Annotated in this window: 14 protein-coding genes; 5 read left to right on the top strand and 9 right to left on the bottom strand. The window is 65.9% G+C overall.

Annotated elements, in window-relative coordinates:
• Positions 1–53: 53 nt before the first annotated feature.
• Positions 54–1007, bottom strand: a complete 954-nt coding sequence (locus BC102111_RS16040; protein ID WP_101624832.1) for a cytochrome c oxidase assembly protein — start codon at positions 1005–1007, stop codon at positions 54–56.
• A gap of 445 nt (positions 1008–1452) precedes the next feature.
• Between BC102111_RS16040 and BC102111_RS17625 the strand changes: the two genes are divergently transcribed.
• Both BC102111_RS17625 and BC102111_RS16030 read left to right on the top strand, forming a co-directional pair.
• Positions 1453–1968 carry a hypothetical protein gene (locus BC102111_RS17625; protein WP_146001444.1) on the top strand — a complete coding sequence of 172 codons (516 nt, stop codon included), beginning with the start codon at positions 1453–1455 and terminating at the stop codon, positions 1966–1968.
• A gap of 317 nt (positions 1969–2285) precedes the next feature.
• Positions 2286–2852 carry a hypothetical protein gene (locus tag BC102111_RS16030; RefSeq protein WP_009375091.1) on the top strand — a complete coding sequence of 189 codons (567 nt, stop codon included), beginning with the start codon at positions 2286–2288 and terminating at the stop codon, positions 2850–2852.
• A gap of 21 nt (positions 2853–2873) precedes the next feature.
• On the opposite strand, the gene BC102111_RS16025 is transcribed toward BC102111_RS16030, so the two are convergent.
• Positions 2874–4439, bottom strand: a complete 1566-nt coding sequence (locus BC102111_RS16025; protein WP_101624831.1) for a DHA2 family efflux MFS transporter permease subunit — start codon at positions 4437–4439, stop codon at positions 2874–2876.
• 76 nt (positions 4440–4515) lie between these two features.
• On the opposite strand from BC102111_RS16025, the gene BC102111_RS16020 reads away from it, so the two are divergent.
• Positions 4516–5859: an NAD(P)-binding domain-containing protein gene (locus tag BC102111_RS16020; protein WP_101624830.1), complete on the top strand. Its 1344-nt coding sequence runs from the start codon at positions 4516–4518 to the stop codon at positions 5857–5859.
• Here BC102111_RS16020 and BC102111_RS16015 read toward each other — a convergent pair.
• On the bottom strand, positions 5834–6529 hold the full coding sequence (locus BC102111_RS16015) for a hypothetical protein (RefSeq protein ID WP_232252573.1): 696 nt from the start codon (positions 6527–6529) through the stop codon (positions 5834–5836). The two genes, BC102111_RS16020 and BC102111_RS16015, sit on opposite strands and share 26 nt — an antisense overlap.
• A 62-nt stretch (positions 6530–6591) precedes the next feature.
• Here BC102111_RS16015 and BC102111_RS16010 point away from each other — a divergent pair, with 62 nt between their 5' ends.
• Positions 6592–7308 (top strand): PIG-L deacetylase family protein, encoded by a 717-nt coding sequence (locus BC102111_RS16010; protein ID WP_095375763.1) that lies wholly within the window; start codon positions 6592–6594, stop codon positions 7306–7308.
• Between the two features lie 195 nt (positions 7309–7503).
• Here BC102111_RS16010 and tpx read toward each other — a convergent pair whose 3' ends face one another.
• The 6 genes from tpx to BC102111_RS15980 all read right to left on the bottom strand — a co-directional run bounded on the left by tpx (position 7504) and on the right by BC102111_RS15980 (position 11344).
• Positions 7504–8004 carry a thiol peroxidase gene (gene tpx / locus BC102111_RS16005; protein ID WP_101624829.1) on the bottom strand — a complete coding sequence of 167 codons (501 nt, stop codon included), beginning with the start codon at positions 8002–8004 and terminating at the stop codon, positions 7504–7506.
• A gap of 51 nt (positions 8005–8055) precedes the next feature.
• Positions 8056–9063 (bottom strand): DUF368 domain-containing protein, encoded by a 1008-nt coding sequence (locus tag BC102111_RS16000; RefSeq protein WP_223289852.1) that lies wholly within the window; start codon positions 9061–9063, stop codon positions 8056–8058.
• 99 nt (positions 9064–9162) lie between these two features.
• Entirely contained in the window at positions 9163–9678 is a 516-nt protein-coding gene (locus BC102111_RS15995; RefSeq protein WP_101624827.1) for a DinB family protein, read from the bottom strand.
• 13 nt (positions 9679–9691) lie between these two features.
• Positions 9692–10063 (bottom strand): VOC family protein, encoded by a 372-nt coding sequence (locus tag BC102111_RS15990; protein ID WP_009375074.1) that lies wholly within the window; start codon positions 10061–10063, stop codon positions 9692–9694.
• 207 nt (positions 10064–10270) lie between these two features.
• Positions 10271–11089: a thioesterase family protein gene (locus BC102111_RS15985; RefSeq protein WP_101624826.1), complete on the bottom strand. Its 819-nt coding sequence runs from the start codon at positions 11087–11089 to the stop codon at positions 10271–10273.
• A 36-nt stretch (positions 11090–11125) separates the two neighbouring features.
• Positions 11126–11344 (bottom strand): hypothetical protein, encoded by a 219-nt coding sequence (locus BC102111_RS15980; protein ID WP_101624825.1) that lies wholly within the window; start codon positions 11342–11344, stop codon positions 11126–11128.
• A gap of 41 nt (positions 11345–11385) precedes the next feature.
• On the opposite strand from BC102111_RS15980, the gene BC102111_RS15975 reads away from it, so the two are divergent.
• Positions 11386–11934: a GNAT family N-acetyltransferase gene (locus BC102111_RS15975; protein WP_101624824.1), complete on the top strand. Its 549-nt coding sequence runs from the start codon at positions 11386–11388 to the stop codon at positions 11932–11934.
• The last annotated feature ends 148 nt before the right edge of the window (positions 11935–12082 follow it).

Below are 12082 nucleotides of genomic sequence, written 5' to 3'. Positions count from 1 at the left end.
GGTGATCTTACGCGCCGGTGATGACACCGGGGCAAAACACGACCAGCGGAGCCTCAGCCGCGCTCTTCTCCGCGAGCCAGTCCCTTGAGGTACTCGTTGTAGGCGTCGAGCTCCTTGTCACCGTGCTCCGCAACTGAGCGGTCGCGGATCTCGTTGTTCTTCGACTCCTGCCGGAACCAGGTGATGAGGATGATGAGGAGGATGAGAACGGCAGGGCCTTCGCCGTAGGCCCACGCGATCCCACCGGCGAGCTTCTGGTCTTCCATCGGGTCGATCCCCCACCTCGGCGGGAGTTGCGCGAAACGATCGACCAGCGGAAGGGTCGCCATCATGACGATGACGCCGAAGAACGCATGGAGGCCTGCCTCCATGAAGGAGTGGAAGATGCGGACGACGTGGGATTCGGGAACCGGCAGCGGATCGGCGGGGATGAGGGTCGCGTTGAACACGATTCCCGTGAAGAGGAAGACGAGCTCGAGCCCGATGTGCACGCCGATCCCCTGGTTGAAGACCCAGCTCGCCGCGTTCGAGAGGTAGAGGCCGTAGAAGAGGACAAGGAAGAGCGGAATCGAGAACAGAGGATGGACGATCACCTTGCCCGGCCATGACCGCAGTCCGAAGATCGCCGTCTTGAGCACCATCCGGCCGGGAAGATTGCGCGGCGTCGACCGCAGGAGCAACGTACCTGGAGCGCCGAGGAGCAGCAGCGGCGGCACCGCCATCATCAGCGTCATCTGCTGGAACATGAAGACCGAGAACATGACCTGGCCGTAGCCCTCGATCGCAAGGCCCATCGTCGCGGCGAGCAGCGCACACCCGAGGAGGAAGAGGATCCCCCTCCACGCCGGCCACGGCCGACCCTGCACAGCCAGGCGGATCCAGCCAAAGGTATAGGCGAGGGCGACAAGCCCGGCGATGACGGGGATGACGGGAATGGGCTGTAGGTCGAAGCCGAGGAATGCGCTCAGCGAAGGGGCTTCAGTCGGGATCCACGTCAGGTCGGTCATTGTTCAGGTGATACCAATCTTGCAGGGATTGTGCGCACGCTCTTGTCGCTCGCGCAACGGTCATGTCCTCGGTCAAGATTACTCCCCACAGATGTGCGCGTCGCCGCGTGCTCTTGTCGCGAGGCGTCGTGCGCCTGCCATATCGGTGGGAGGTGCAACGGGCGGTTGGGCCCCTTCGACTCGTGCGCGGGTTATCCACAGATTCAACTTCATCTGTTCTCAATCGGCGGGAACTCGCATAATGTGGTGCTCCCGGGCACCCGGACAGTGACGGTGCCGGAATCACGGACCACAGAGGCGTGGAATGAGAACCGGATTCGCTACACCCGTTCGTCGACCCTGGTTTTATCGCGCGCGTGGAACACGCCGCAGTCGGGCGTCGATTGCAGTCGCTGCGATCGTCGCCCTGAGCGCGTTCACAACGGCATGTGCTGACAATTCTCCGGTGAGCGCGCCCACGTCGACGCTCCCAGCGCCGCAACCATCAGAAACGGCAAGTTCGCCATCCGTTCCCGAGTACACCACCGACCTCGACCTCACCGACGAGGAGAAAGAAGCGGTGGAAGGGGCGCTGGTGGCATTCGATGGGTTCTTCCGAGTGGTCAACCGAGCCTATAAAGGCGATTATGAAGCCACGAAGGAATTCTCTCGCTACGCAAGAGGCGAAGCCCTGGAATCGATTCAAGGCGACTCGCAAGTGATAGAGGACGGGTCCTATGTTTTCACCGGCAACGTGGAACCCACCAAGGTAGCAGTTACGAAGTTCGACGGCATCCAGGGAAGCGCTTCCCCGGAAAGGGTAAATGTCCAGTTTTGCTTTGATCTAACCAAATGGTCACTAGCTCCGAAGAACGAAACTCCGACTTTGACGTCGGATTTCGCAACGATGGAGCACGAGATCACATACGAAGACGGAAGTTGGAAGGTCGCAGCTCAGACACTAAAGGACCGCTCGTGTTGAAGGCATCAACTCCGAGTTGGATTCGCGTGACATCTGCACTTGCCCTGATGTTGGTGTTTGTCGTGACTGGTTCCGCCAGGGCAGTTGCTTCTGGGCCCGGTTGCGACATGAGAAACATCAACAGCTGCTCGGTAGACAATCCCGGCGGAGGTGGCGGTTCTGGCCCGGGAGGCGGCGGCTCCGGAGGTGGTGGCGGCGGCTCAGGCGGAGGAGGATCTGACGGCGGCGGAGGCAGCGGAGGCGGCGGAGGCAGCGGAGGCGGCGGCTCTGGCGGTGGAGGGGGCTCCGGTGGCGGCGGGAGTGGTCCGCCCGACTGCGTGTACGAAGAGCTCGGCTACATCTGCGCGGACCTTCCCGATCCGCCAGGTGGCGGCGGTGGAGGCGGGGGTCCTGCTCGGCCGGAACCGCCGACCGAGATCCCCGAATCACAGTTCCAGACGTTCGACATCCCTGCACCCAAGATCAGTGCATGGCCCAAGGACTGGGCGGTCATCGGCAAACCCGCGGCGTTCTGGACCGACGCCGATGTCAGTTACATCGACATGACTCTCCTCGGCTACGCCGTCACGGTCAAAGTCACACCCGAGAAGTACAACTGGGACTTCGGCGACGGCACCGGCGCGACGACGACCAAGAAGGGATCGAAGCCGAAACCCGGCGACGACCCGGTCATCGGCCACGACTTCCAGAAGGTCGGCCCGACGACTGTCAGCATGACGACGACCTTCAGCGGTGAGTTCTCGGTCGACGGCGGCCCGTGGATTCCCATCGACGGCTATGCCTACGTGGCGAGCAACGAGCTGGCGATCGATGTCTACCGATTCCACCGTTACCTCGTCGACGAGGACTGCGCGACGAATCCCGACGGCCCCGACTGTCAGTGACATCAGTCGGCACAAGCCGAGTCACCTCTCCGCACGGGACTTCCTCCGCTCGAAGAACATCACAGCGATGAAGCCGATGACGACGACCGTAGCCGGAACCCAAAGCGCCTGTCCCATCGCGTCCGCGAAGCCGGAAGCGATCGCGTCCGGCATGCCGACGCTTCCCCCACCGCCGGCACCACCCGCGCCAGCCCCAGCCCCACCGGAAGCCCCCGCCCCACCGGAACCTCCCACACCGGCTTCTCCGCCGCCGGCCATGCCGCTGGCATCACCGATGTTGGCCTCAAGCCGGGCCTCCATCGCCACAGCGATCGCCGCACTGCCGAGCACCGCCCCGACCTGACGCACCGTGTTGTACACACCTGACCCAGCGCCCGCGTAGTGCAGCGGCAGATTCCGCGTCGCTGTCGAACTGATCGGTGCCCACATGAATCCGTTGGCCACGCCCAGCAGCACGATCGCCGGCACCACCCTCCACGGCGACGAGTTCGCATCGAGGAGTGCGCCCAACCAGAACAGTCCCACAGAGAACGCCGCCAGCCCGATCCCCGCCAGCAGCCGCGGATTGCCCGTGTCCACCATCCGGCCCACGAACGGGGCGAGCAGCGTCGAAACGACGGCCATGGGCGCAAGCAGCAGCGCCGCCTGGGTCGGGGTGTACCCGAGGACGTTCTGCGCCCACAGCATGAACGGGAACGCCATCGACGTGACACCGAATCCGACGGTCGTCATGGCGACGCAGGCGAGCGAGAAGTTCCGGTCACGGAACAGCGAGAGGGGGACGAGCACCTCGGCGGTGGTGTGCTTCTGCCACAGCACGAACGCCACGAGGAAGGCCAACCCGCCCCCGATGACGAACGGCACGGTGATCGGCCCGATGAGCGGACCCCATTCGACCGCGTGCGCCTGCTGAATTCCGTAGACGAGGAGGAACATCCCGCACGCGGAGAGGACGACACCGAGCCAGTCGAAGCTGTGCGGATGCGTCTGCAGGCGCGGGACCAGACGCCACGCGAGCACGAGGCCGATGAGCCCCACGGGCACGTTGACGAAGAAGATCCACTCCCAGCCGAAACCATCGACGAGCAGTCCCCCAATGATCGGTCCGAGCAGCGTGGCGATGCCCGCCACGGCACCCCACAGTCCCATCGCGGGACCGCGCCGGTCCGGCGGGAAGACGCGCGTGATCACGGCCATCGTCTGCGGCGTCATCGCCGCAGCTCCGAGTCCCTGGACGACGCGGGCGGCGATGAGCGCTCCGACACTGGCCGTCAGCCCGCACCACAGCGACGCCAGGGTGAACACGACGAGACCGACGAGGTAGACCCTCTTCGGGCCGTACTTGTCACCGAGTCGACCCGTGATGAGCAGCGGTACGACATAGGCGAGCAGGTACGCCGACGTCACCCACACGACCGCGTTGATGTCGGCGCCGAGCGACGCCATGATGTCGGGCATCGCAACGGAGACGATCGTCGAATCGACGAGGATCATGAAGAAGCCGACGCACAGTGCCCAGAGTGCTCGCCACGGATTCGCCGGTTGAGACGAGCTCGACGGCTCGGAGGACGCTGATGAGTTGTTCACTGCCTCATCCTCAACCCGTCCATATTCTCAGTCAACTCACACAGGAAAACCCAACAGAACCTGTCAGACTGTCGCCATGGTCTGTCGACTCACCGAGCTGCTCCCCGATTCCCACTGGCCAGTCGTCATCATCGGCGCAGGTCAAGCGGGTCTTTCCGCCGCCCATTACCTTTGGCGCGACGGTCTGAAGCCGGGCCGGGACTTCATCGTCCTCGATGCCGCCGACGGTCCTGGCGGCGCCTGGCGACAGCGATGGGAATCACTCACCCTGGGGTCGACGAACCACATCGCCGACCTCCCCGGCTTCCCGTTGGGCACCCCCGATCCCTCGGTCCCCGCCTCGGCGATCGTCACCGACTACTACTCCCGCTTCGAGGACGAACTCGAACTCTGCGTCGTCCGCCCCGCCGAGGTGGCGAACGTGACCTCGGCCGAAACCGGCACCGGACCACTGCAGATCACCGTCCGCCTCGACGGCGAACGCGTCCACCTCACCAGCGATTTCATCATCAACGCCACCGGCACGTGGACGCATCCCTACGTCCCCTTCGTCCCCGGCATCGCCGAGTTCGAGGGCCTGCAGCTCCACACCGCCCAGTTCCGCGGCGTCGAGGACTTCCGCGGACTGCGCACCCTCGTCGTCGGCGGCGGCATCTCCGCCACCCAGTTCCTCCTCCAGCTCGCCGAGGTGACCGATACCCTCTGGGCCACCCGACGCCCCCCGAACTTCACCGCCAGAGAGTTCGACGGCAATTGGGGTCTCGAAGTCGAACGGGCGGTGCGCTCCCGCACCCTCGCGGGTCTGCCGCCGGCCAGCGTCGTCCGCACCACCGGTCTTCCGCTGCGACGCGAGTTCCTCGACGGTGTCGAGGCCGGGGTCCTCGTCTCCCATGGGATGTTCGACGAGATCCTCCCCCACGGCGTCCACTTCCCCGCCCGCCCTGCCGAGGCGACCGCCTCCTCCGAAGGACTCGGACCCTCCCGGAGCGACCGCCTCGCCCTTCCCCAATCCTGGCAGCCCTTCCCCGAAGAACGGGTCGAAGACGTCGACGTCATCTTCTGGAACACGGGCTTCCGCGCCGCGCTCAACCACCTCGCTCCCCTGCACCTGCGCTCCAGAGAAGGCGGAATCGCCATGGACACCGAGGTGGCGGTGAAGAACGATCACCGCATATTCCTCGTCGGCTACGGTTCGGCCAGTTCCACGGTCGGGGCGACGCGCGCCGGGCGCATCGCCGCCCGGGAACTCCTCAAACGGCTCGACACCCTCGACTCCGCTCCCGCGATGGACAGCAATGAGGCAGCGGCGCGTCGGACGTCCGGCGGTGCAGCGGATGCAGCGGTCGCGAGCGGCACGGAACGCACCCGGGCTCGGCGAGCGGAGGAGGCGACGGTCAGTTCAGCCCCGGCGGCGGAGTGAGCGCGTTTCCGGCGAAGCGCACCGTCGGAAGCATCTGCGCGTAGACGGCAGCTGCCTCGGCGTCATCGGACTTCGCCACCATCTCGACACTGACCTTGTACAGCCGGCCGTCGTCGCGGATCCCGGCCACTGCCCCGTAGAGCACCGACTCCGTGCTCGCGATCGAACGCACCTCCGACGGCCCCAGCACACCCTGGACCGTCCAGAAGACTCCGCCCGGGGTCTCGCCCACCTTCTCGGAGACGACGCGAGAACCCGATTCCGAGAACGTCACGTCCATGGCCTCGTCGGTGACATCCTGAGGCTGCGTCCCGCCCCACGCGTAGCAGTTGACGCTGATGAGACGCGCATCGCCGTTCGAGTACAGCCAGTAGCCGGAATAGCCCACCCCATCGCCCCATCGGCGATCGATTGCGAACTCGACGGAGATCGGGCATTCCTCACCGAGCGTGACTGCGACCTCCTCCATCCCGTCCGGGATCGCCTTCTCGGTCGGTTCCGGTGTGGCCTGCGCACTGTCTCTCAGCCCGACTTCGACCGGCTTCGAATTCTGTTCCGACGTGCTCACCCTGAGCGCCGAGCACCCTGTCACGAACAGGCTCAGGCTCAGCATTCCGCCGAGCAGCAGCCGAGGGATCATCAGCAGGCCTTCCGTCGTCGTCACAGACATCGTACGGCACAGAGTCCGCTGCGATCCTGGCGCGAGTCTCCAGGGAGGCATAGGCTCAGGTCATGACCGATCTCCCGCTCCTCGATGATTCCGAACTCTCGCGCATCCTCTGCATCGTCGCCCACCCTGATGACATGGAGTACGGCGCATCCGCGGCCGTGGCGAAGTGGACGGGTGAGGGCAAGACCGTCGCCTATCTTCTCCTCACACACGGCGAGGCGGGCATCAGGAACCTCCCGCCTGTCGAAGTCGGCCCGTTGCGCGCCGAGGAACAGGCGAATGCCTGTCGCATCGTCGGCGTCGACGACCTCGAGATCCTCGACTTCCCCGACGGACTGCTCGAACCCGATCAGGCGCTCCGGCACGCGATCGCGAAGAGGATCCGCGAATTCCGTCCCGACGCCGTGATGATGACCAACTGGCGCCTCGAAGTCCCGTGGGGCCTCAATCATGTCGACCACCGCGCAACGGGGATTGCGACGATCGATGCGATCCGAGACGCGGACAATCCGTGGCTGTTCACCGACCTCGCGGCTGCCGGTCTCGCCGCGTGGAAGGCGACCCGTCTCCTCGTCACCGGCTCCGAGCCGACGAACGCGATCGAGCTCAGCGCCGAGGACGTCGCCAAGGGCGTCGCCTCCCTCGAAGCCCACACCGTCTACCTCGAAGCCCTGTCGGATCATCCGGAGCCCAAGGAGATGATTACCGACATCTGCACGAGCGCAGGTGAAGAGGCCGGAGTCGAGTATGCGCTGCCGGTGCAGGTCATCGACATGTGAGGACCCGGCGCCGTGCGCTGCCCCCTCGACCGCGGATCCCCTCGGCGGCCGATCCCCGGCCGCGGATCCTCAGCCGTGGACCCTCGGCCGGGGAGATGAACATCCACCGCAGACGCCGCTGGGGCTCAGCGAACGGATTCGCTGAGCCCCAGTGGACGGCCGGCAGTGTCCCCGGCGGACGGGGCAGGTGGTGCCTCAGTCGCCGAGTGCGGCCACCGCTGCGTCGTAGTCGGGTTCGGTGGTGATCTCGTCGACGAGCTGTTCGTAGACCACGGTGCCATTGGCGTCGAGGACGACGACGGAGCGGGCGAGCAGTCCGGCCAAGGGTCCGTCGACCATGGTCACACCGTATTCCTTGCCGAAGGCGCTGCGGAATCCGGAGGCGGTGATGACGTTCTCGATGTTCTCAGCACCGCAGAAGCGGGCCTGCGCGAACGGCAGGTCGTTCGAGACGCACACGACTGTGGTGTTCTCGAGGCCGGCGGCGAGTTCGTTGAACTTGCGGACCGAGGCGGCGCATACTCCGGTGTCGACGCTCGGGAAGATGTTGAGCACGACACGGCTGTCGGCGAATTCCGAGGAGTTGACCTCGCCGAGGTCGTTGCCGACGAGCGTGTACGCGGGAGCCTGGGTGCCGACGGCGGGCAGATCGCCGACGGTGTGGACGGGGTTGCCTTCGAGTGCTGTGGTCGCCATGCTTCGATCATTCCTTCACGTGAGGCAGATGCGGTCGAAGCTCACTCTACGTCAAACTCCCTGGCTTGACTCCTCGTTCCGCTTCCCGGCGAAACGCGACTCGATGACGATGAGGATGAGGACGACGACGGCACCGACGGCGGCGAGGAGGATCGGTCCGAGCACCGGATCGTAGGGGGCCAGCAGGCCGCCCGCACCGTGCGGCTCCCCGTCGGAGCCCACCTCGGCGGCGGACTGCCACGGCCACAGGGCGCGGAGGGAGCCGAGCATGAGTCCGGCCATGATGAGCAGCGTCCACCAGCGGTGGTTGTGGAGGAAGTAGCGGAGGATGTTGACGAACACCGCGAGTCCGACCACGGCACCGAGCCCGAAGACCGCGATGTAGACGAGGTTGCGGCTGTCGACGGCCTGCAGCGTCGTCGTGTACATGCCGACGGCGAGGAGGAAGAACGATCCCGAGACGCCGGGGACGACGAGAGCGCAGATGGCGATCGAGGCGACGAGGAAGACGAGGATGAGCGGCGGGTTCTCGACCTCCGCTCCCCCGGCCAGCCCCGTCATCCAGAAGGCCAGCGCCGCCGCGGCGAGGAAGGCGAGGATGCCGAGCAGGATCGGTTGGCGGGGCGTCCTGGCCGGCAGCATCCGCAGCGGGACGACGATGCTCGCCGCGACGAGACCGAAGAAGAGTCCGCGGGCGAGCTCGGGGTTGTTCGTGACGAACCCGGCCATGACGCCGGCGATGCTGAAGACGGCGGTCGCCATTCCGAGGAGGACGGGGATGATGAGGAACCAGTCGGTGCGACGCAGCTCGTCGAGCATGCCTCTGACCCGGTTCGGCCCCGTCACCAGCGTCTTCGCGGCCTTGACGACGTGCGCAGCGGAATCGATGAGCTCATCGTAGACTCCGGTGACCAGGGCGACCGTACCGCCGGAGACTCCCGGGACGAGCTCGGCGGAGCCGATGAGGAAACCGCGGACGAGGTCGAGCGGGATCCACGCCTTCGAACGCGGCACGGGGTTGTCGGAAGCACTCGTGGTGTCAGGGGCAGGTGAGGTCAAGGATCGCCTTCGTCAGGGGGCAGGGAAAGAACGTCTCCTTCCAGGGTCTCATATGCACCGTCCCGTCCGCCTGTTCACAGCGGTCTCTGGAGCGTGATGTCAGTCGCCGACGCTGCCGTCGATGCTCTCCCGGATGAGATCAGCGTGACCGGCATGCCGTGCGTACTCCTCGATCATGTGGATGAGCACCCAGCGCACATTGTGCACGTGGCCGTGACGTCGTCGTACCAGCTCCTGATCGAGATCGTCGACTCCGTCGAGGACACTTCGGGCAGCCGCGCACGCCGTCTCGTGGAGGTCGAGGAGATCCTGAAGGGAATCGTCGGCGGCGCTGTGGAAGTCCCAGTCGGGGTCAGCTCGCCAGTCGATGGTCGCGAACGGTTCGGGCAGATCCTCACCGAGGATGTCCTCGAGGAACCACGAGTACTCGACGAGGCTGAGGTGCTTGATGATCCCGCCGAGCGTCAGCGTCGACGCACCGACCGTGCGGTTGAGGTCCGCAGAGCTCAGGCCGTCGACCTTGCGTCTGAGCACCTGTCGGTAGTACTCGAGGTAGTCGACGAGACCGTCGCGTTCACTCGGTGCGGGTCTCGGATCGTCGAGTGGAAGACTCATCGGGGTTCCTTCCTCAGTTCTGCTTCCGACGGCCGATGTCGAAGACGTAGCCCTCGGGGTCCCTGAGGGTCGTCCATTCGATGCCGAACTCATCGAACGAGCCGACCTTCGTCGCCCCGAGGGCGATCGCCCGGTCGACGTCGGCCGGATAGTGCGGATCGTCGAGGTCGATGTGCAGCGGGTTCTTCGTTTCGACGTGGTCGTCGACCTTGAGGAAGAGCATGCCCGGGGTCGGCGATTCTCCGGAGTGGATGCCGCCGATGCTCGCAACGAACTCATTGGCCCCGTCGTCGATCTCTGCGCCGAGGAGCTCGGCCCAGAACAGCGACTGGGTTTCGACGTCGAGGCAGTCGAAGGTGATGCTCAGGGAGTGAAGTGAAGCCATGCCTTCGGGTTCCTTCCGGGTCGGTTCTCTCTGCTGTGGTGCGATGATCGGCGACGCATGATCGGCGGTGATGGACTCACCCTAGCCCTCACCTCTGACACGACCGCCCCGCTCGGTCACGAACCGCAGTCGGCCGTCACATGACGCGCGCACGACAGTCCCGAGAGACGTCCGAGGGTCGCACTTCCCCTCCCCGCGTCGGAGCGGTCAGCTGCGAGGCTGTCGCGCGAGCTGCCGGGACTGGGCGACGAGGCGCCCGGTCGAGTCCCACAGCTCGCAGTCCTCTTCGAACATGCCGCCGGCGATGTTGCGCGTCTCGACCTTCACCGCGATCCAGCCCGGCGCCGGGAGGGCGCGGACGTGCGCGGTGAGCTCCATCGTCGGTGACCAGCCGAACCGTCCGAGATCGAACATCACCGGCGGGAAGGCGTCGAGGAAGGCGAGGAGGGCGAGGGGGTCGGCATCGGCACCGTCTCCGAGCCGGATCCAGCCCTGGAGCAGACCGCGCCCGCTCGGCTTCCCGGCCGCGAAGCCCGCCGTGGCGGGGTCGAGGCGCATGTCGTATTGGGAGACGATCGGTGCGGCGTCGAGGAATTCCCGGGGTCCGTCGGCCATGGGCATGCAGTCCTCGGGCGCAGGGAGGTCCGGTGGACTCGCCGAGGTGGCGACATCGCCCGGCAGTCCACCGAGGCTGCCGTACGTGGCCAGGGCCGTCATCGTCGGCCGTCCGTCCTGGGTGAGCTCGGCTCCCAGCGTCGCACTCGAGCGTCCCGTCCGGATGGTCCGTACGGCCACCTCGGCGGGACCGGCATCACCGGGACCGAGATAGTACGCGGAGATGACGAGAGGGTCCGGAAGGTCGGGAACGGTCTCGGAGAGCGCTCGGCCCATCACGCCGAGGAGGTAGCCGCCGTTGATCGCGCCGGCAACCTTCCAGCTTCCATCGAGATCGGCGACGAAGGTGGACTCGGACGTCGGCGTCACGGAGGTCGCACGGGCGAAGTCGCTGAGGGTTTGGCTCGTCATGTGATCCACGTTACCACTGACTGAACGTTCGACAAGTCATGTCCGGCGGGCGGACTGGCGTTCGCTGCCACGGCGATAGTTGCCCGTGACGCGGGCAAGGAGCTGCTGGTCGGCGGCGTCGCCTGCCCCGAGCTTGGGAATGAGCGCCGCAGCCTGCTTGCCGCCGAGTTCCATCACGGTGCGACCGCCGCGGCCGATGATGATCATGCCGGACTTCGTGATGCGGTAGTCGAACGGATCGTCGTCGAGGCTCATTCCCACTTCCCTGTCTGCGTCGTCGCAGTACGGTTGTCTCCATGAGCATAGTCCTCGAGCCGATCGACCCGCGTGGGAGCGATCGGGACCGACTCATCGAGTTCTTCTCAGAGAATGCGTTCCCGTTCCATGCGAACTCCGGAACCCGCACGCCGGAGCAGGCCGCTGCGTTCGTCGATTCGGCCGGGTTCGTCGGCGACGGCGGCGCCGCGTTCTGGGTCGTCGACACGGAGCGCGGGCGGGTCGGTCTCGTCCGGTTCGACGACCTCGGCGATGACACTCCGATGTTCGATCTGCGGCTGGATGAACGGCACCGCGGGCGGGGTCTGGGGGTGCCGACGCTCAGGGCGGTGACCGATCATCTCTTCACGACCACCTCGGCGAATCGGTTCGAAGGGCAGACCCGCGAGGACAACATCGCGATGAGGACGGTGTTCGTCCGGGCCGGCTGGTCGAAGGAGGCGCACCATCGCCGAGCGTGGCCGGTCGGAGACGGCGAAGTCCGGGATGCGGTGGGGTACGCGATCCTCCGGGAGGAATGGGAGACGGGGAACTCGGTTCCGGTGCGGTGGGACGACTTTCGGGCGTGAAGGAGGGGCGCTCCCAGTGGGAACGCCCCTCGCGAGATCTCACACAGTCACATGGTGACTGTCAGAGAACTCAGTTCTTCTTCACCCGACGCATCGTCAGCACCACAGCAGCACCACCGACGAGCAGCAGTCCCGCACCAGCAGCGAG

Source organism: Brevibacterium casei CIP 102111 (assembly GCF_900169275.1).
In the GTDB taxonomy this organism is placed as follows: domain Bacteria; phylum Actinomycetota; class Actinomycetes; order Actinomycetales; family Brevibacteriaceae; genus Brevibacterium; species Brevibacterium casei.
Note: the sequence above shows the minus strand (reverse complement) of the source record. Positions and strands in the feature narration are given on the sequence as shown.